Origin of the sequence: Janthinobacterium sp. SUN211, assembly GCF_030587315.1 — a bacterium.
Taxonomy (GTDB): Bacteria; Pseudomonadota; Gammaproteobacteria; order Burkholderiales; family Burkholderiaceae_D; genus Janthinobacterium; species Janthinobacterium kumbetense.
The window spans coordinates 629,288-648,912 of record NZ_JAPWIC010000002.1 but is presented as its reverse complement, the minus strand read 5'-3'; the positions used below and the strand labels follow the sequence as shown (position 1 = coordinate 648,912).

General features: G+C 64.2%; 20 protein-coding genes. 5 read left to right on the top strand and 15 right to left on the bottom strand.

The window, feature by feature from the left end; all coding sequences use genetic code 11:
- Positions 1–15: 15 nt before the first annotated feature.
- Genes O3301_RS08670 through O3301_RS08660 form a run of 3 tightly spaced genes read right to left on the bottom strand, consistent with a single transcriptional unit; the run spans position 16 to position 2,053 of the window.
- Positions 16–840: a DUF4198 domain-containing protein gene (locus O3301_RS08670; protein ID WP_305052837.1), complete on the bottom strand. Its 825-nt coding sequence runs from the start codon at positions 838–840 to the stop codon at positions 16–18.
- A 10-nt stretch (positions 841–850) separates the two neighbouring features.
- Positions 851–1,366 (bottom strand): DUF2271 domain-containing protein, encoded by a 516-nt coding sequence (locus O3301_RS08665; RefSeq protein WP_077407565.1) that lies wholly within the window; start codon positions 1,364–1,366, stop codon positions 851–853.
- 33 nt (positions 1,367–1,399) lie between these two features.
- Positions 1,400–2,053 (bottom strand): PepSY-associated TM helix domain-containing protein, encoded by a 654-nt coding sequence (locus O3301_RS08660; RefSeq protein WP_305056143.1) that lies wholly within the window; start codon positions 2,051–2,053, stop codon positions 1,400–1,402.
- A gap of 273 nt (positions 2,054–2,326) precedes the next feature.
- On the opposite strand from O3301_RS08660, the gene O3301_RS08655 reads away from it, so the two are divergent.
- The gene (locus tag O3301_RS08655) at positions 2,327–2,824 is read left to right on the top strand and encodes a pyridoxamine 5'-phosphate oxidase family protein (protein ID WP_305056142.1); all 498 of its coding nucleotides are present in this window, start codon (positions 2,327–2,329) and stop codon (positions 2,822–2,824) included.
- A gap of 135 nt (positions 2,825–2,959) precedes the next feature.
- Here O3301_RS08655 and O3301_RS08650 read toward each other — a convergent pair whose 3' ends face one another.
- The 8 genes from O3301_RS08650 to O3301_RS08615 all read right to left on the bottom strand — a co-directional run bounded on the left by O3301_RS08650 (position 2,960) and on the right by O3301_RS08615 (position 11,715).
- Positions 2,960–3,223: a hypothetical protein gene (locus O3301_RS08650; RefSeq protein ID WP_077407571.1), complete on the bottom strand. Its 264-nt coding sequence runs from the start codon at positions 3,221–3,223 to the stop codon at positions 2,960–2,962.
- Positions 3,224–3,423: 200 nt separating this feature from the next.
- Positions 3,424–3,810, bottom strand: coding sequence for a KGG domain-containing protein (locus O3301_RS08645; protein WP_305056141.1), 387 nt, complete (start codon positions 3,808–3,810; stop codon positions 3,424–3,426).
- A 264-nt stretch (positions 3,811–4,074) separates the two neighbouring features.
- Entirely contained in the window at positions 4,075–4,473 is a 399-nt protein-coding gene (locus O3301_RS08640; RefSeq protein ID WP_305056140.1) for an MAPEG family protein, read from the bottom strand.
- Positions 4,474–4,522: 49 nt separating this feature from the next.
- The gene (locus tag O3301_RS08635) at positions 4,523–7,927 is read right to left on the bottom strand and encodes a PAS domain S-box protein (protein WP_305056139.1); all 3,405 of its coding nucleotides are present in this window, start codon (positions 7,925–7,927) and stop codon (positions 4,523–4,525) included.
- The gene (locus O3301_RS08630) at positions 7,924–9,048 is read right to left on the bottom strand and encodes a hybrid sensor histidine kinase/response regulator (RefSeq protein ID WP_305056138.1); all 1,125 of its coding nucleotides are present in this window, start codon (positions 9,046–9,048) and stop codon (positions 7,924–7,926) included. Before O3301_RS08630 ends, O3301_RS08635 begins: the two co-directional genes overlap by 4 nt.
- 106 nt (positions 9,049–9,154) lie before the next feature.
- Positions 9,155–9,763: a chemotaxis protein CheB gene (locus O3301_RS08625; protein WP_099666975.1), complete on the bottom strand. Its 609-nt coding sequence runs from the start codon at positions 9,761–9,763 to the stop codon at positions 9,155–9,157.
- A 1-nt stretch (position 9,764) separates the two neighbouring features.
- Entirely contained in the window at positions 9,765–10,598 is an 834-nt protein-coding gene (locus tag O3301_RS08620; RefSeq protein ID WP_034783398.1) for a protein-glutamate O-methyltransferase CheR, read from the bottom strand.
- A gap of 130 nt (positions 10,599–10,728) precedes the next feature.
- The gene (locus tag O3301_RS08615) at positions 10,729–11,715 is read right to left on the bottom strand and encodes an aldo/keto reductase (protein ID WP_305056137.1); all 987 of its coding nucleotides are present in this window, start codon (positions 11,713–11,715) and stop codon (positions 10,729–10,731) included.
- Between the two features lie 89 nt (positions 11,716–11,804).
- Between O3301_RS08615 and O3301_RS08610 the strand changes: the two genes are divergently transcribed.
- A complete protein-coding gene (locus O3301_RS08610; protein WP_305056136.1) occupies positions 11,805–12,695 on the top strand; it encodes a LysR family transcriptional regulator in 891 nt (296 codons plus the stop codon).
- 68 nt (positions 12,696–12,763) lie between these two features.
- Positions 12,764–13,273, top strand: coding sequence for a GAF domain-containing protein (locus tag O3301_RS08605; RefSeq protein WP_369812191.1), 510 nt, complete (start codon positions 12,764–12,766; stop codon positions 13,271–13,273).
- A gap of 8 nt (positions 13,274–13,281) precedes the next feature.
- On the opposite strand, the gene O3301_RS08600 is transcribed toward O3301_RS08605, so the two are convergent.
- Positions 13,282–13,878: an O-methyltransferase gene (locus O3301_RS08600; RefSeq protein WP_305056135.1), complete on the bottom strand. Its 597-nt coding sequence runs from the start codon at positions 13,876–13,878 to the stop codon at positions 13,282–13,284.
- Positions 13,879–13,916: 38 nt separating this feature from the next.
- A complete protein-coding gene (locus O3301_RS08595) occupies positions 13,917–14,807 on the bottom strand; it encodes a DMT family transporter (RefSeq protein ID WP_305056134.1) in 891 nt (296 codons plus the stop codon).
- 107 nt (positions 14,808–14,914) lie between these two features.
- Here O3301_RS08595 and O3301_RS08590 point away from each other — a divergent pair, with 107 nt between their 5' ends.
- Together O3301_RS08590 and O3301_RS08585 are read left to right on the top strand one after the other, a co-directional pair.
- Positions 14,915–15,694 carry a helix-turn-helix transcriptional regulator gene (locus O3301_RS08590; protein WP_305056133.1) on the top strand — a complete coding sequence of 260 codons (780 nt, stop codon included), beginning with the start codon at positions 14,915–14,917 and terminating at the stop codon, positions 15,692–15,694.
- A gap of 80 nt (positions 15,695–15,774) precedes the next feature.
- Positions 15,775–18,237, top strand: a complete 2,463-nt coding sequence (locus tag O3301_RS08585; protein WP_305056132.1) for a hypothetical protein — start codon at positions 15,775–15,777, stop codon at positions 18,235–18,237.
- Positions 18,238–18,375: 138 nt separating this feature from the next.
- Here the strand turns inward: O3301_RS08585 and O3301_RS08580 are convergent, their stop codons facing one another.
- Positions 18,376–19,020: an FABP family protein gene (locus tag O3301_RS08580; protein WP_305056131.1), complete on the bottom strand. Its 645-nt coding sequence runs from the start codon at positions 19,018–19,020 to the stop codon at positions 18,376–18,378.
- Positions 19,021–19,098: 78 nt separating this feature from the next.
- Entirely contained in the window at positions 19,099–19,623 is a 525-nt protein-coding gene (locus O3301_RS08575; RefSeq protein WP_305056130.1) for a hypothetical protein, read from the bottom strand.
- Positions 19,624–19,625: the final 2 nt, after the last annotated feature.

Sequence of the window (19,625 nt, the reverse complement as noted above, 5' to 3'; positions counted from 1 at the left end):
CGAAGATGCCGCCGCTTACTGCGGCAGCACTTCCACGGAAGCCGCGTAGGTGGCGCGGCGCTCCGGCATCACGGGCGGCTGGCCGGCCACGGCTGGCGCGGCCGCTGGCCAGGTGCTGCTCAGGTAATACATGCCGGCGGCCGGCACGGTGAACGTGATCTCGCCCTTGGCATCCGTGCTCTGGCGGATTTCACCCAGCACGCCACGATAGCGCACGCCGCCTGGCACCAGGCTGAACGCCTGGTTCGCCGCCGGCTTGCCGTCGATCAAGAAACGCCAGGTGGCTTTCTCGCCCGCGCGCAAGTCGTTCGGGTGCGTCACCGGCACGAATTCCAAGCCCACGCCCGTCGGCTTGAACACTTCCGTGCTGGTTTCGCCATTGCTGAAGAAAGTTTCCAGGCGCGCTGCCGTGCGCGTGATTTTCACGTCTTTCGCGTCGGCCGGCACGTCTTTCTTGAAGGTTTCCTCGTTGCCGCGGAAACGCTTCTGCTCGCCGTTCACGGTGTAGCTGCCCATCACGTTTTGCGACACGATGGCCGCTTTATACGTGCCCGGCTTTTCCATTTTCACGTCGAAGACGCTGCGCAAACGGCCCGTCAGCGTATTTGCTGGCGTGACTTTCGCGCCGTCCGGGCCGATAACTTGCAGCGCGTCCAGGCGCAGCGGCTGGTGGTCGATCTCGAACAGGCCGTCGGAGACGGCGGCATCCACCGTCACCCAGGCGTCCTTGCTTTCCACCATCGTGCTCGATGGCACCATCCAGCCGCGGTGGGCGTGGGCGTTCATGGCCAGGCCAGCCAGGGCCAGGGCGATCAGGGGTTTGTTGAATTGCTTGAACATGGGGTGCGCCTTATGGTTTGAGTTGGACGACGACATTACCGAGTTCTTCCTTGCCTTTGGCTGGCACGGACTGGGCCGATTTCAGCGGCCACTGGAACGGCACGCGCACCAGTTCGCGTCCGCCCGCTTCGCGCGCCGCTTCCACCACCACCTGGTATTCGCCGGCCGGCAACTTGTCGAGCAAGGCCTTGGCGCCAGGGAAGGTCAAGGTATGTTCGCCCGGCGCACGCGTGGCGCCGCTGACGCCGTCAACCGGCATGGCCAGGTCGCGGCCGCTCTTGCGCCACCATTGGCGCATGTCCTTCAGCCACTTCTCGCCGACCTTGTCTTTCTTTTTCACGTCATACAGCACGGCCAGGTTGCCAACCACCTTCTGGTCCGCCGTTTCCAGCCACGCCGCCACGTAGGGACGGTGGTATTCCGCCACGTTCAATTGCGGGAGTTCAAGCTTGAGGGACAGGTCGGCCGCCATCGCCGACGTACCGATCAGGGGAAGGCCAAGCGCCAGGGTGTAGCGTAATTTCATGGTGTGCCTGTAAAAAAGTAAGAATAAAAACGATCAGTGAATAAACAGCAAGGCGATCGCGCAGGGTATCAAGATACCGAGGCCAACCATCGGCCAGGTAAATGGCCGGTTGGCCGCGTGGAACTTCAAAATCAATAAGCCCGTCAGGCAAAACACGATGCAGGCGCCGGCAAAGATGTCGATGAACCAGCTCCACGCCACGCCCGTGTTGCGGCCCTTGTGGACATCGTTGAGCCAGGACACCCAGCCCCGGTCCGTCAATTCGTATTCGGCGGCCCCGTCTTCCAGGCCGATGCGCACCCAGGCGTCGCCACCCGCCCTCGGCAGCGGCAGGTAGACTTCGTCGATCGACCATTCGGCGGGACGGCCGCCCGCATTGAGCGACCACTGCTGCTTGAGCCAGGCTTCGGCGTCGGCCGGCATGGGCGCATTGGCGCCATCGTGCTTGGCGGCATACGCGGCCAGTTGCGTGACGAGGGGTACCGGCAACGCCGCCTTCTGGCGCGTGATCGCCGGCTTGGCTTCGATCTGGCCGGCGTGGTTCAAGGTGATGCCGGTAATGGCGAACAGAAACATGCCCAGCAGGCAAAGCGCTGAGCTGATCCAGTGCCATTGATGCAAGTTCTTCAGCCAGACGGCGCGGCTGGCGTTGTTCTTGGCCTTGTCTGCTGCGCCCGCATTACCCATCGAGCGCTCCCGGCAAGGAGCGGGCCAGGTGGCGCGACAAGTCAGTGTGCTTCATTCCCATCCTTCAATCAAAGTTCATGCCTCATTTTCAAACAAATGATAATGATTATCATTTATTAAGTCAATACATGGGGTGCCCCGCCGGGCCAGCGTTTTGTAACAGCTTTGAAACATGGCGCGAGGCAAGCAGTCGCCACTACGTAAGCTGCCGTACAGAGCCGCCTGCCGCGCCCGCCTATGCTGTTGTTCAGGACAACCATCAAGGGAGCACCCATGCAAGCATATTCCAGCGAACAACTGGCCAGCATCGCGGCCAGGATCAAGGACGTCAAATTCGGCATGCTGACCACCAGCGATGACATGCGCACCCTCACCAGCCGGCCACTGACGCAGCAGCAGGTGGACAGCGAAGGGCACATCTGGTTCTTTGTCTCGGACGAGGCCGCCTACACGCGCGACTTGCTGAACAATCCACAAGTCAACGTCAGCTTTGTCGATACGGGCGACAGCCTGTATGTGTCCGTCTGCGGTCACGCGCAGTTGCTGAAGGACCGCGCCAAGGCGGAAGAATTGTGGAACCCGCTGCTAAAAGCCTGGTTCCCTGGCGGTGTCGACGATCCGAAGCTGTCGCTGATCAAGGTGACGATACAGTCAGCCGAATACTGGGATAGCAGCGCCAGCAAGATGATGCAATTCTATGAAATGGCCAAGGCCGCCATCACGGGCGAACCGCCAAAGGATCTGGGCGAACACGGACGGGTCGACCTGTAGCCGGGTCGCCAGTCTCCCCCCCCGGCGGCAAGCAGGCGAGATTGTCCACGCGCAAGGGGAAACGGCCAGCCGCCGTGCGCGAACACGCCCGGCGGCTGGCCCTGCGGAAATTATCAGACAGTCAGGAAGGGAAGCTCAGACGCCCGTACTGCCCGTGGTGTCGGGCGCATCGTCGGCGCTCTGCCGGCTTTGCCCAGCGGAGCCGGACTGGTGATGCGGCAAGCGGTCGGCGCGCCGCACTTCGCCGATGGAAAACAGATCGTCGCCGATATCGAGACCTTGCTCGCTATCGACCAGTACAAAGTTTTCGGCCGAGTCGGCCGTGCTTTGCTTGCTGCCCGCCGTGGATGGCGTGCCGCCCTGGCTATTGCCCGGTTGCGGCGTATTCGCGTTGCCCATTATCTTCTCCCTGATCATCAATGCAAGTTGACTGCGCGGCGATTGCCAGGCGATTACACCTTGCCAGCGCAGCTATTTCATCATAGTCCATGCCTGCTGCATTGCATCAAAATTTTGCGGCGACCGGACAGATGCGGCCATGGCCAGCGGCGTGCCTGCCGCTGGCCATGGTCACCGCTACCGCTCATTACCACTTGCTGCTACTTGTTGCGCGACCCCGCGGAACCCGAACCCGACCCCGAGCCGCCGCTTTGCTTGTTGCCACTGTCGCGGTTGCCCTCCTGGTTCATGCTGGCATTGTCGCGCGTGCCGCTGGAGCTGGAGCTGGAGCTGGAGGCGCTTTGCCGGCTGGCATCGTTCTTGTGGCTTTGGCTGCCTGCGCGGCGCGCCTCTTCCGACGTGAATTCATGCGCCGTGCCCTTTTCATGCGCGGCACGTCCCCCTTCGCTGGCGATTTCGCGCTGCTGGGCGGGGTCCATGGAAGCGAAACCCCGTTTGCTGGTATCGCTTTGCTTGTTGCCGCTGCCGCCGCTACTGCTGCTACTGGTTTTACTACCTTGCTGTTTATTGTCGCTCGATGTGGCCATGATGATCTCCTTGATCGATGGAATCAGAAACAGTGCAAACCATGCAATTCTTTCCCCTCGCATGGCAAGGGAACCGTCATCTTAGTGCGCGCATGGGGTGCAAGAAATAGGAGGATGCCAAGAGCGCATGTAGGATGAGTCCCGCCCGTGGTGGCGTAGTTACTTTCAGTTTTCCACCAAAAGTACCAGATACTCAGCAGTTAGCCGGGCAAGTGCCGCACGCGAGGCAGCGCGCGCGGCCACGGGACGCCAGCGGCGGGGAGTTCAGGAAGCGAAGAGGATGGCCCAGAACAGCATCAGCAAGCCGGCAATCGATACGCACCACACGAACGTGCGCACGACGGGCACGCCAAACGCATACAGGGGCAAGTACAGCACGCGCGCGGCCAAGTACAGGGCGGCGCCATACAGGGTCAGCGCGCTTTCCTGCGCCGTCACGTGGGCGATCAGCACGGCGGCGGCGAACAGGGGCAGGGTTTCGAACAGGTTCGCCTGGGCCCGCTGCAAGCGGCCCGTGATCTTGCCTACGGGCGGGCCTTCGCCATCGCGCGCGCTCACGTTATACGCCGTGCCTGTCTCGCGCGTGCGAAACAGCGCGGGCAGCAGGATTTGCACCAGCGCCAGCACGAGGGTACAGGCCAGCATCGTCAGTTCAGGAGTCATGCCTTACCTCTGCAGGGTGGGACAGGCTGGCCGTGCCGGCGCATGCCCGTCAGGGTTGGTCGAGTGCCGCTTGCAACTCCATCAAATCATAGGGCTTGCGCAAGACGCTGGCGGAAAAGCCCAGCTCATCCATCGATTCCTTGCCATAGCCGGTGGAAAAGATGATGCGCATGTCCGGTTTATCTCGCAGCACCATGCGTGCCAGCGCGATGCCGGACATGCCGGGCAGGCTGACATCCGTAAACAGGATATCGAAGTCTTGCTCGTTGAGCAACTCCCACGCCGCCTCGCCATCGGACACGCCGCTGACCGTGTGGCCCAGCATGCCCACAAGCTCGCACACCATCAGCTGGGAATCGAGATTGTCTTCCACCACGAGTATCTTCATCGAAGTCGGCATGTCCCCCTGCGGCACCAAGGCATGGCCCGTCAAGTCCAGCCCCGGTGTGCCGCCTCCCAGCACGCTGGCCGCCGTGCTGCCGCTTGCCAGCGTGCCGGCCACGGGTGCGCCGGACCGTTCAAACTGGCGCGCGCGCATTTGCTGCTGGCGGTTGGCCAGCACATGGCGCAGCTTGCGCGCCAACTCTTCGCGCCGGTATGGCTTGCTGAGCAACTCCACCCCCGCATCGAGCCGGCCTTCGTGCACGATGACATCCTGCGCGTAGCCCGAGGTAAACAAGACGGCGATATCGGGCTGCAACTCGCGCGCCTGGCGCGCCATCTCCGTGCTGCTGACGGGACCGGGCATGATCACGTCCGTAAACAGCACATCGATCTGCGCGCCGCTGTGCAGCACGGCCAGCGCGCTTTCGCCATCCTCGGCCTTGAGCACCTTGTAACCGAGCGCGCCCAGCATGTCGACCACGGTGGTGCGCACGCCCACGTCGTCCTCCACCACCAGCACCGTTTCCGTGCCCCCCGTGACGACGCCGCTCAACTCCAGTTCCTCGTCCGCTTCCGCCATCAGGGAGCGGGGCAAATAGATTTTGACTCCCGTGCCCACGCCAGGTTCACTGTAGATGCGGATATGGCCGCGGCTTTGCGTGACAAAGCCGTACGCCATCGACAAGCCCAGACCCGTGCCCGCGCCTTCCGGCTTGGTCGTGAAGAACGGTTCGAAGGCGCGCTGCAGCACGGGCCCGCTCATGCCGCGGCCCGTATCGGTCACCGACAGCATCACGTACTGGCCCGCCGGCACGTCGACCAGGTTGTGCACATACTGTTCGTCGAGCACGACATTCCCCAGCTCGATGGTCAGCTTGCCCACGCCATCCATGGCGTCGCGCGCATTGATGGCCAGGTTGAGGATGACGTTCTCGATCTGGCTGCGGTCGACCAGGGTATTCCACAGTCCGCCGCCGCCCACCAGCACGATGTCGATCGCTTCGCCCAGGGCGCGCCGCAGCAACGCATCCATGTTGCGCACCACGCGCGTCAAGTCGGCCACCACCGGTTGCAAGGGCTGGCGCCGCGCAAACGCCAGCAGGTGCGACGACAGCTTGGCGCCCCGCTCGACGGCGGCGATCGCCGTGTCCAGGCGCTGGCGCATGAGGCCATCCGTGCCCGCCAGGTGCTGCAACAAATGCAAATTACCGGAAATGATTTGCAGCACATTATTAAAGTCGTGTGCGATGCCGCCCGTCAACTGGCCCACGGCTTCCATCTTTTGCGCCTGGCGCAAGGCGTCTTCGGCCTTGGTGCGCTCATTCACTTCCTGTTCGACCCGGTGCTCCAGCGTTTCGTTCAATTCATGCAGCGCCTTTTCCACGCGGCGCCGGTCCGTGATGTCCGTCTTGACGGCGATCAAGGAACGCGTATGACCCTGCTCATCGACCAGGCGACTGACATTGCTCGACACCCATACTTGCGAGCCATCGGGCTTCAGGTAGCGTTTTTCCAGCGAGAACGATTCGCCCGTTTCCACCAGGCGCTGGAACAGCACGCCGTTGCCAGGCACGTCCGCCGGATGCATGATGTCGTTCATATTCAGGCTCAGCAGTTCTTCGGCGGAACGCCCCAGCATGCGGCACAGGGCGCCGTTGACACGCTGGAAACGACCATCGAGGCCCAGCTCGGACAAGCCCACGGAAGCCTGGCCGAAAATGGCGGCCATGCGCTCCTGGCTGGCGTTCAGTTCATCCTCGATCTGACGCCGCTCCGTCACGTCGAACGACACGCCCACGTAGCGGCGCTGGCCCGGCACGCGGCCGGCCACCACCTCGCCCTGGCGCGCGATCCAGCGCAGCGCGCCATCGGCGGGACGGCGGATGCGGTATTCCACGTATTCGAGGGGATTGGGCGCCAGATCCAGCTTGCTCGGTCCGACCTTTTGCTGATCGCGCGCATCGACCAGGCTCACCAGCAGGCGCTCCGTCACTTCTGTCTCGTCGGCAATGCCCCACAGGCGGCGGAAGGTGGGCGACACCAGCATCGCGCCCGTCTCGGGGAACCATTCGAAGGTGCCGATGCCGCCCGCCTGCTGAGCCAGGCGCAGCCGCTCCTCGCCTTCCATGCGCTCGGTGACGTCGATGCCTTCGACGAGAATGCCCGTGACCGCGCCCTCGTCATCCTTGATGGGCTGGTAGACGAAATCGATGTGGCGCTGGCCCGTCTGCCCGTCCGCCGTCTGCAAATCCACTTTGACCTGGCGCCCCTCGTAAGGTTCGCCCGTGCGGTAGACCTGGTCGAGCAGCGCGATGAAACCTTGCGCCTTGACTTCGGGCAAGGCCACTTCGACTGTCTTGCCCAGCAGCTCAAGTTCGGGGCGTCCCACCAGGCGCAGATAATGTTCATTCGCCAATTCGAACACGTGCTGCGGCCCGCGCAGCATGGCCATGAAGCTGGGCGCCTGCTGGAACAGGGCGCGCAGCAGCGCGCGTTCCTCGCCCAGGCGGCGGTTGGCCGCGCGCACGGCCTCGCTCTCGGCTTGCAAGGTGGTGTTGAGTTCGCCCAGTTCAGCCGTGGCCAGTTTCAGCTGGCGCCCCTCCTCCATGCGCGCCGTCAATTCCAGCGCCGTGCACAGCACGCCATCGACCTGGCCGCCGGCGCCATGCACGGGCGTGTAAAACAGGTCGAAGCAGACATCCGCGTGCTGTCCGCCGCGCAACAGCGGCAGGCAGCATTCGCGGTGCACCTGCGTCTCGCCGCGCAATCCCGCCTCGAGGATGCGCGCGTTCCAATCCCAGATTTCGGGCCAGACGGCCGGCACCGTGCCGCCCAGCGCCGCAGGATGGCGCGCCCCGGCGATCTGGATGTAGTCGTCGTTGTAAATCATCACATGCTGCGGGCCCCACATCAGCACCATCGCCATCGGCGAATTGAGCACGATGTCGACGCTGGTGCGCAAATTGGCGGGCCAGCCATCGAGGTCGCCCAGGCTGGTGGCGGACCAGTCGCGCTGGCGCACCAGTTCGCCCATATTGCCGCCGCCGCGCGGCCAGGCTGGCGCGCTCATGTGGCCAATCCCGCTTGCACGCGCACCTGGCACTGGCGTGGGATGCGCACCGTCGCCAGCGTGCCCTGCGCGTCCGTCGAACTGAGCTCGACCGTGCCGCCATGGGCCTTGACGAACATGTTCACCGTGTACAAACCCAGCCCCAGGCCCTGCCCCGTCCTGCGCTTTTCGCCCGCCTGCTGGAACGGCTCGAACAGGGTCGGCAGCAAGGCGGCGGGAATGACGCCGCGATTGGCGATGCGCAATTCAATGCTGTCGGCGTCGCGTCCGTCCAGGGCCAGCTGCACCGGCGCGCCCGCCTCGCCATGCGTGAGGGCGTTGCATAGCAAATTCGAGATGACTTGCGACAGCAAGCCCGCGTCGCATTGCCCGTGCAGCTCGCCAACACTGCTGAGTTCGACAAGGGGCGCCTGGCCGGCCGTCTCGAATTCCTCGACGATGGCACGCGCCAGCGCCAGGTAGTCGTGCCTGCTGCTGCGCAACTCCATCGTGCCGGAACGGATGCGCGCCAGATCCAGCAACTGGTCGACCATGCGCGCCATGCGCTTGGCGCTGCTTTCGATGCGCTGCGCCGTGACGATCACCTTCGGGTGGTCGCTCATCATCGGCAACAGCATGGCGCCGTTCATCACCACCGACAGGGGCGTGCGCAAGTCGTGGCCCAGCACGGCCGTGAACAGTTCATTCAGGTGCAGCGCATGCTTGAGCTCGTCGAGCTGGGCCGACAACTCGCGTTTCTGCTGGTACAGCTGGACCAGCACGGCCACCTTGCTTTGCAAGGCTTTCACGTCGATGGGTTTGTACAGGAAATCGACGGCGCCCGCCTCGTAGCCACGGAAACTGTAGCTCGGTTCGCGCGACGCGGCCGTGAGAAAAATCAAGGGAATGCTGCGCGTGCGCTCGCTGCCGCGTATCAGCTCGGCCAGCTCGAAACCATCCATCTGCGGCATCTGCACGTCGATCAGGGCCAGCGCCACGTCATGCGTCAACAGTAATTCCAGCGCCTCGGCGCCCGAGCCGGCCTTCAGGATGACAATACCGGGCCGCGCCAGCACGGCTTCGGCGGCGACCAGGTTTTGCGCGATGTCGTCAACGACGAGGATATGGATAGGGGCGGTCACGGAATCATCTTCAGGCATCGCAACGGCAAGATGCCATCGTGTTTCGATATGGACATAAACATTGTTTCAATTCTCACATATATTACACGCACTACACCATTCCCATTCACTTGTGTTCACCATCGCCGAGCAAGGCCAGGCTGGCAGCCATCTGCGGCAAATCGAGCACGCGGTCGGCGCCGGCCCGCTTGAGCGCGGCGGCCGGCATGATGCCACAACTGGCCAGCTGCGGGTCTTGCACCCAGGCACTACCGCCCAGCTGCCGCACGCGCGCCAGGCCCGCCGCGCCGTCGGCCGAGGCGCCAGTCAGGATGATGGCCAGCATGGCGCGCCGGTAAGCGTACGCGGCTGTTTCCAGCAAGACATCGATGGACGGACGCGAAAAATACACGGGCGCTTCCTGCGACAGGGAAAAGCTGCCATCGGGTTCGACTTGCAAATGGTAATCGGGCGGCGCGAAATACACGGTGCCGCCCTGCAAGGGTTCCTTGTCCTGCGCTTCGCGCAAGGGCAGCTGGCAACGTTCCGCGTACAGCTGCGGCAACTGGCTCGAGCGGCCCGGCGCCAGGTGCAGCACCACGACCACGGCCGCACGGCAGGTGGCGGGCAAGGCGCGCAGCACGATGCCCAGCGCTTCCACGCCGCCGGCCGAGGCGCCGATGGCGATCAGGCGCAGGCCGGCAGGCGGTGGCGCGACGTCGCAGGTCGGCAACATGTCAGGCACGCTGGAAGATGCGTTCAGCCGGGCTCAGCTCATTGAAGCTGGCCGCATGGCGGCTGAAATGCAGGCTTTCCTTCATGCCCAGGCCCAGGAAGCCCCGGTTCACCAGCGCTTCGTGGAACAGGCCCAGGCTGCGGTCTTGCAAGTCTTTATTGAAGTAAATCATGACGTTACGGCAGGAAACCATGTGCACCTCCGAAAACACGCTGTCCGTCGCCAGGCTGTGGTCGGCGAAGACGAACTGGCGCCGCAAGCGCCGTTCAAAGATGGCGCCCTTGTAGGCGGCCGTGTAATAGTCGGACAGCGAGCGCTTGCCGCCCGCCAACTGGTAATTCTCGCTGAACTGGGCGATGCGCTCGATCGGATAGATGCCCGCTTCGGCGGCGGCCAGCGCTTCCACATTGATGTCGGTCGCGTAAATCATGCTACGTTCAAGCAAGCCTTCCTCTTCCAGCAAGATGGCCAGCGACCACACCTCTTCGCCGCTGCTGCAGCCGGCCACCCAGATCTTGATGGAAGGATAGGTGTGCAGGATGGGCACGACTTTTTCGCGCAAGGCGCGGAAATATGCGGGATCGCGGAACATCTCGCTCACTTGCACCGTGAAAAACTGCAGCATCTGCGCGAACATGGCCGGCTCGTGCAAGATGCGGTCCTGCAATTGCGACAGGCTGGCGCAGCCGAAGCGCTCCATGGCCTGGCGCATGCGCCGGCGCAGCGACGCCACCGAATAATCGCGAAAATCGTGCTGATATCTCAACAAGATTCCCTCAAGCAACAATTTCAGTTCTATATCGAAAATATCGTCATCTAACAACATCCACCTCATCGGATACCTGACCGTTGAACACAGTGCAACACACACCATGCAGTCACTGCCAAATGCTAGCAGATCGCCGGCGATTATCCCGCAAGGAAAGTGTCAGTTAGGTACGCTGGCGTACACTGCGCCATCTTTTTCAGGCATCCACGCCCTTCATGCCTTCCTCCGTATAACGCGCGCCCGCCGCCATGCCCAAGGGAAAGGCGGCATTCATCGCCGCCAGTTCCGCGCCGTCCAGCCGCACGGCCAGCGCACCCAGGTTGTCATGCAAATACGCGATGCGCTTGGTGCCTGGGATGGGAATGAGGTCATCCCCTTGCGCCAGCAGCCAGGCCAGCGCCAGCTGGGCCGGCGTGCAGCCTTTTGCGCGCGCGAGGTCCCGGACCTGCGCGACGATGGCCTGGTTGCGCGCCAGGTTGTCGGATGAAAAGCGAGGATTGAACTGGCGGAAATCCCCCGCGTCGAGGTTGGCCGCATCGGCGATGGCGCCCGTCAGGAAACCGCGCCCCAGTGGGCTGTAGGCAAAGAAGCTGGCGCCCACGTCGCGGCAGGCGGCCAGCACGCCCTGCTCCGGTTCGCGCGTCCACAGCGAATACTCGCTCTGCACGGCCGCCACGGGGCAAAGCGCCGCCGCGCGCCGCAAGGTGGCGGCGCTCACTTCGCACAGGCCCACGGCGCGGATCTTGCCCTCTTGCCGCAGCTGCGCCAGCGCGCCCATCGATTCCTCCAGCGGCGTCTCCAGGTTCAGGCGGTGCAGGTAGAACAGGTCGATGGCGTCCACGCCCAGGCGCGCCAGCGACGCTTCGCACGCCTGGCGGATGTAGGCGGGGGAATTGTCGACGCGGCGCGCATAATTGCCCGCCTCGCGCGCCAGGCCGCACTTGGTGGCGACCAGGAGCTGGCCGCGATGGTTGCTCAGAAAACGTCCCAGCAATTGCTCGTTGTGGCCGAAACCGTAGGCGTCGGCCGTGTCGAACAGGGTCACGCCTGCCGCCAAGGCCGCTTCCAGGGTGGCCAGCGATTGCGCCTCGTCCGTGGCGCCATAAAATTCCGACATGCCCATGCAGCCCAGGCCCAATGCCGAGCTGGTCAAGCCGCTATTGCCGATGCGTCGTTGTTGCATGCTGCTCTCCTCACGTGTTGACTCGATGCAGCCAGTCTAGGCCGTGCCGGCCGGCGGGGGAATGCGCGATTTCGTGATACCTTTCTGGTATGAGAGCCCTCGATACCCATGCCTTGAGCCTGTTTTGCGCCGTCGCCCGCTGCCTGAACTTCCGCCAGGCGGCGGAGCAATTGCACATGACCCAGCCGCCCCTGTCGCGCGCCATCAAGGCGCTGGAAGAGCGGCTGGGCGCGCGATTGTTCGAGCGCGACACGCAGGGCGTGGCCTTGACGCAGGCAGGGCATACCTTGCTGCCGCAGGCGCTGCACATCCTCGATTTGCTTGATATTGCGCAAACGTCGCTGCGGCAAGACAGCGCACCCGCGCGCCTGCGCCTGGGCTTGACCAGTTCCGTGGCGGCCGGCCTGTTCCGGCCCTTGCTGGCGGCCCTGGAAGGGCAACTGGGCAGTATCCGCCTGGAACTGACGTCCGCTCCCTCGCCGCGCCTGGTGGCTGGCGTGCGCAAGGGCCAGCTCGATGCGGCCCTGCTGGCCTTGCCCAGTGCCACCTTCGAGCTGGCCGTGCAGCCGCTGGCGCGCCAGCCCATGATGCTGGCCCTGCCCGCCGGGCACCGGCTGGCGAAAAAGCGCAAGCTCAGCCTGTTTGACATCGCCCAGGAATCCGTCTACTGGTTCGAACGGGCGCGCCAGCCCGCCTTCTTCGACCATTGCCAGGTAGTTTTCCGCCGGCATGGTTTCGCGCCGATTTTCCTGCGCGAAGCGCCCGACCACCATGTGTTGCTCGGCGACGTGGCGGCCGGCAAGGGCATGGCCCTGCTGGCCGACTCGTTCCGCGCGCTGCGCCTGGCTGGCGTGGCCTACCGGCCATTGGTGGAGGGCGAGGAATTGGCGGCCGGCATCGGCCTGGCCTGGCGGGCAGACCACGGCCATGCGGCCATGCCCCTGCTGCGCCGGCTGGCGCAAGAACATCTGAAAAAGTGAACGCCGCGCGCGGATGCGCCAGACGCGCTACCATGGCGCCTTCCCCATTTTTCAGCGCCACCACGACCATGACGTTTACCATCAGCGACGCCGCCTACGGCACCGACACCCCCGCAGCCAAGCACGCCATGTATGCGGACCTGCGTTCGCAGCTGCAAGGCTTGCTGGCCGGCGAGAGCGATTTCATCGCCAATACGGCCAACTTCAGTTCGCTGGTCTTCAATACGATGCCGGGCCTCAACTGGGCCGGCTTTTACTTCCTGAAAGGCGAGGAACTGGTGCTGGGTCCATTCCAGGGCAAGCCAGCCTGCATCCGCATCAAGAAGGGTCGCGGGGTGTGCGGCACCACCGTGGTCGAAGGCAAGTCCATCGTCGTGCAGGATGTGCACGCGTTTCCCGGTCACATCGCCTGCGACGTTAATTCCCGCTCGGAACTGGTGGTGCCCGTGTTTGCGCAGGGTCAAATCATCGGCGTGTTCGACCTCGACAGCCCCTTGCCCGGCCGCTTCGACGACGTCGACGCGCAAGGCGTCGAATCGCTGGTGCGCGTACTGGAAGAAACTATCGTCGCCGGGTAACTAAGTAATTAGTTCCCCGCCTTGACGGCGATGAATTCGCCCTTGCCGACCGTCGCCAGGCACGCCGTGTAGCGGCTGTCGGCGCGGATGGCGTCGATAAAACCGGCCATGTCCGCGTAGTGCGAACTGGCGTTGTCGACCACCAGCACGCCGCCCGCCGCCAGCACGCGGTCCAGCTGCGGCCACCAGGACTCATATTGCTGGCGCGCGGAATCGAGGAAGATGAAATCGTAGGCACCGTCAGCCGCATCGCGCAGCACGTCGCCCGCGTCCGCCAGCAACTGGCCAATCACGCCTTGCAGTTGCGCGCGCACAAAGTTGGCATGCGCCATGTCGAACTTGTCCTGCGCCTTTTCCACCGTCACCACGCTGCCGCCCAGCGGCTGTACCGCGCGCGCCAGCCACAGGGTGGAATAGCCGTTCGAGGTGCCGATTTCCAGCACCCGCCGCGCACCGCGCGCGTGCACCAGCACGGCCAGCAATTCGCCCGTATCGCGCGTGATATTGAGCATGCGCCTGGCACGCTCCGTATGCGCCGCGTCATTGGTGTTACCGAATGCTTCCAGTTCGCTTAACAGGGTATCGAGGGTATCGATGCTGTGCATGCCGCCTCCTTGTGCAAAACATCAGCATAGCAAAAATACTACGCTTGTGCGCGCTTCAATGGGCGTTTCAGGTACTGCACCATCACCACGCCCAGCAGGGTCACGCCGCCGCCGATCACATCGTAGCTGTGCAAGGTTTCACCGAGGAACAGCATGGCGATGATTACCGTAAACACGGGCAGCAGATTCATCAAGGTCGTGGCGCGGCTCGGGCCCAGCTTGGCCAGGCCATGCATCCACAAGAACGGCGCGATGATGGACGCGGGGATGCCGGCAAACAGCACCAGCGGCAAGCCGGCGCCGGTGACGGGCGGCGCCGACTGGCTCAGGTAATACACGAACAGCACGGGCACGGCGCACCACACCTGGATCAGCAGGGAGTGCCAGTTATTCAGGGGAATCTTCCAGCGCTTGAGCAGCACGCCATAGCCCGCATACGACAGGCACGCCAGCAGCATCAGGGCGTCGCCCACGGCCGCGCCATGGGCGATCAGGGCGGCCGGGTCGCCATGGCTGAGCAAGTAGCCGAGTCCCAGCAAGGACACGAAGCCGCCGAACACGCCGCCCACGGTGGGCGCCTCTTTCAACAACAAGACGGACAGGCCCACGGCCAGCAGCGGCATCAGCGAAGCGAGGATGCCCATGTTGGTGGCCGTCGTCGTTTGCGCCGCGATGTACGCGAGGCATTGGTACATGACCATGCCCAACATGCCCAGCACAAACAGTTTCCCAAGATATGGTTTCACCACGGCACGCTGCTTCCACACGGCGCGGCCAAACACGAGCGCCAGCAGGACGCCGGCCAGCAGCCAGCGGTAGAACGAGATGGCGGCCGGATCGATCACGCCCACGGCCATCTTGCTGACGATGGTATTGATGGCCCAGATCAGCACAGCGATCACGGGAAACAGATAATGCTTGGCTTTCATGCAGGAACTCCACTATTCAACGAGCACCATTTTCGCATGGTCCGATTCCATGGATATAATGCATATCGGACAAACGATGCAAAAAACAGGACAAAACAGGAGATCCGATGGCCAGCAACCAGCACTTTCCCGCCGTTTCCGACGCCCTGCCCTATCCCGTGTACTTTCGCCTCGACGACTATCACGCGCACCAGCAATTCGATTACCAGAGCCATCCGTGGGGCCAGCTCACGTATTGTTCCACGGGCGTGATGGAAATCATGGTGGCGGGCCAGCGCTATCTGTCGCCGCCCCAGTACGCCGTGTGGATACCGCCCGAAACCTTGCACGACGGCTATATCCGCCAGGATGTCGTGTTTCACTCCGCCTACATCGATGCCAGCCTGTGCGCGCAGTTGCCGGCGCAGCCGTGCGCGCTGGTGCTCAGTCCACTGCTCAAGGCCATCCTCGGCGACTTTGCCGAACGGGGCGTCACCACGCCCGCCACGGCAGCCGACCAGCGCCTGGCGCAAGTACTGATCGACCAGTTGCAGCTGGCGCCGTGCAGCCGCAACTATTTGCCCGGCAGCGACGAACCCGTCATCGCGGCGCTGCTGGCCGCCCTGCAGCTTGATCCCGGCAGTAACCGCTCACTGGCCGAGTGGGCCGCGCAATTGCATGTGACCGAGCGCACGCTGGCCCGGCGCTGCCAGCGCGAACTGGGCATGCCGTTCGGCGAATGGCGCCAGCGCCAGCGCTTCCTGGCCGCCCTGCCCCTGCTGGAACAGGGAGCAACCGTGCAGGCGATCGCGCTGGAACTGGGCTACAGCACGGCCTCGGCCTTCATCGCCATGTTCCGCCGTCAAGGCGGCGGCACGCCGGACCAGTTCCGCCGCGGCCTGCGCTGAAAAAGGGAGCCAGGGGTAGCCGCCTTGTCATATGGGGATGCTAAAATTCAAACATCTTTCCAGAGAGCAAAAGGACGCGCATGAACCCCAGCACCGACACGGCCACCGATACCCAAGGCAGCGAGGACATGCCCCAGGCATCAGCAACGGCCGTGACGGCGCCCGCGCCCATCAAGCTCGACAAGGAAGACATACCCACCGTGCTGGGCAAGCTGCGCACCCTGGTGCAGGACAAGACGCGCTTCGAGCCGCACGACATCACGCCGCTGGGCGAGGAAGACGTGCTGCAGGATTTTTCCCTGCAAGCCAATTACGCGCTTGAGGCGCGCTTCGAGCAGCGCGTCATCAATGGCTACTTCGCGCCGGCGGGCAATGACTGCCGCTGTGGCTCGCACGAAGTGGGAGCGCTCGCTCACGCGCAGGAAAAGGAGCGGCTGCGCCGCGCGGCGGGCAAGCTCGACAATGCCTTGCGCCAGGCGGGCCAGGCCTACAACGGCGTCGAGGCGGGCGTCTACCTGCCGCACGCCGTCAAGTACTGGCACCTCGATACCTGCAGCAACTGTTCCGGCAAAGGTCGCATCGGCTGCCACACCTGTTATGGCGCGACGACGGAAACGTGCTGGAATTGCCACGGCGGGCGCACCGTCAGCTGCGACGCGTATGGCTGCTACGGCAGCGGCAAGGTGTCGTGCTCGTATTGCAGCGGCAGCGGCACGATGTCCGAGCAAGTCACCGATTACGTCACGGTGCAAGTGCCCACTACCACCTACAGCAACGGCAGCTCGCACACCAGCTACCACAGCGAAACGCGCACGCAATACCGCACGGAATATCGCTCTTGCTACCATTGCAGCTTCGGCAAGGTCAGCTGCAACACGTGCCACGGTTCCGGCAACATCAATTGCGGCACCTGCCGCGCCAGCGGCAAGGTTACGTGCCGCACGTGCAGCGGCGTGGGCGACTTGCGCTGCAACCCCTGCGACGGTTCCGGCAAGGTGGGCAAGGCGGCCTGGGTCGACGTGCACGTGGCGCCCGGCTACAGCGTCAGCCTACCCAAGCAGGCGCCGGACGACGCGCGCCGCATCCGCGACAAGGAGAGCGTGCACTCACTGGCAGCCATCTCCAGCAGCCTGGCCCTGGCGAAAGTGAGCATTTACAATGAAGACCAGCCGCAGGAAGTCGACGCCCTGTATGGCGGCAAGCTGCGCATCGTGCGTCTGGACGCATCGTGCAACGCGGAAAAACATCACCTGGTGGCGTACGGCACGGACTTGCGCTGGCTGACGCTCGATGACATCGTGGAAAAACTGCTGCGCGGCGACCTCAAGGCGCTCAGCGATGCGCTGGCCGGCAGCGCCGACGACGGCCTGTTCTCGGCCCACGTCCAGGGTTTATTGACGCCGCTGCGCGACGTGGCCGCCTCGGAACTGAATGCGGACGTGATCGAGTCCGTCCTCAGCGGCGACGCGGACCACGCGCACGTCGATGTCGTTTCCGCCGACTATGCGCAGAACGTGCGCACCTGCGTGCTGGGCGCCCTGCGCCAGGTCTACACGCGGCTGGCCAAGCAATTCTGGTGGAAAAGCGCGCTGGCCGCGCTGGCCGCCGCCATCGCCGCCTGGTTCTTCGCCGGCCGCGGTGCCGCCGCCGTGGCCGGCCTGCTCGTCACGGGCGCCGGCTACTGGCTGTTCAACCGCAAGGTCAAGACGGTACTCAGCGAGGCGCTGGGCGGCGAACGGCAGGCCGAACGGGCCATCGGCATCGCCGGCAAGGGCCGCCGCAACCAGCTGGCGCAAGTGCTGATCCTCGCCCCCGCCAGCCTGGCCGTGCTGGCCGCCAGCTATGGCTTGCCCGTGCGCGTGCGCCCGGTTTCCGCGCCACAGCAAACGGCCATGGCGTCGGCGCCCGTCGCGCCCCATGCGCCGGCCGCCGTGCCGCAGGATGCGAGCAGCGCCAAGGCCGTCAAGCTGTATGAAAATGGCGACAAGGCGCAGGCGCTGGCCATGCTGGAAAGCCTGGTCGGCAAGGGCGACGCGGGCGCGTATGGCCTGTATGGCTGGATGCTGCTGATGGGCGAAGGCAAGCCCGGCCCAATCACCGCGCCAACGGCGCAGCAGCGCGAAGCGCGCCAGGTGGCCGCCAAGCCCCTGATCGGCAAGGGCCTGGTGAAGAACGACAGCTATGCGCTGACGGCGAAGGGCGTGATGCTGGCGGAAGGCTGGCAGGAGCCGCGCAACATGGCGCGCGGCCTGGACCTGCTGAAACAGGCCGCGAACAAGGGCAACGCGCAAGCCATGCACCTATTGGGACTGTATAACGTGCGCGGCTACCAGATTCCCGTCAACCACAAGGAAGCGCGCAAATGGTTCACCCTGGCCGCCGACAAGGGCAGCGCGGGCGACATCTACAACCTGGGCCTGATGGACTGGGAAGGCGCGGGCTTGAAACGCCCGGACCGCGCCAGCGCCATGCAGCGCTGGAAGATCGCCGCCGCCATGGGCGAGGAGCGCGCGATCAAGGCCGTGGCCCAGGGACAGCCTTAAGGAGCACCTGAGAAAAAGCCCATGGCGTTGTTGCGTTGCCTAGCCGTACGTTCGTACTGCCTGCGGCAACGCGCCTAGCCCTGAGCATTTTTCAGGCGCTCCAGCAGAGCGGCGGAAAAAGTCGCCGCTTTTTGATTTTTACACCGCCGCCAGCGCCTGCAGGGCCATCGGGTTCGGCGTCGGTTCGCCGACCTTGGTCAGCAGGTTGCGGTCCGTGTGGTGGAACGGCTCGTCCTTGCCGCGGATCAACATGACCGTGTCCTCGTCATAGCCCCACGTGCCATCGGTGTGGATATCGACCTTGATGCGGTATTCGACGGTGGTGAATGCGTGTTCGAGGAAGGGGTTCGAGCAGATGCCGTACGCCGTCGAATCGCGCTTGGCCACCAATTCGAAACTGGTGGCGTCCGCTGTCGTCGTGCCGGACGCCATGGCGATCTGGCCGCGCGGGATGGCCAGGGTCTGGATCACGGCGCCCGTGGCCGGTTCCCACAGCCAGTAGCCCACCTGCTCATGATACGTTTTGACCTGATCCGGCTTGGTGATGTGGATGTAGTAGCGCAAGCCGTAGAACAGTTGCGGGCCATTGGTGACGGGGTCGATCGGCTGCAGTTCGATGCGCTCGACGAATGCCTGCTTGCGCGGGCCATCCGCTTTCGGCTTGACGTCCAGGCCGCGCGTGCCCGTCCAGATGCCGGCCATGCCGGTCAGGGGACCCAGGTTGTTCAGGGTGTGCACGTCGGCGGACGGCTCGGTGTAGATATCTTCGGGAAAATCGCTCATGCGGAAGTCTTCAAAATGGGGCAACAGTGCTTGCCGCCATTGTAAGACGCCCGCCCGCCGGCGGCAAAGCGCCAGCCGTCAGGGAAACTGCGTAGTGTGGCGCTCGATGAACAGCAGGGCCGCGGCAGCCAGCGCCGGGCGCCGCGTTTCAAACACGGCTGCATCGCGCGCTTGCAGCAGGTTGGCGGCCACCTCGGGCAAGTCCAGTGCACCGCCGATGAACGCCGCCACCGCGTCGATATTCGCGTACAGGGCGCTGTCGAAGCCCTCCCAGTCCACGTAGGCCAGCCACTCGGCCAGCATCACCACGCCGGCGACGGGCGGCGCCAGGGCCGCGATGCGCTCCAGGCGCAGCACGCTGTCGCTGCGGATATCTTCATGCTGCAGCACGGCCAGCGCCACGTGCTGCAGCGCGTCTTCCGGATCGCGCCGGTACTTGTTCAGCAGGCGCTGCGTGAGCGTAAAACGTTCGATGTCGATGCCGCGCAGCGCGGCCGCCACGTCGTCGTCATGCAGCGCCAGGTGGCGCGCCGCGCAAGCGACATCCACGCCCGCTTTCGCGGCGACGATATCGGTGAGCTGCCGCCGGCGCGCGTCATCCATGC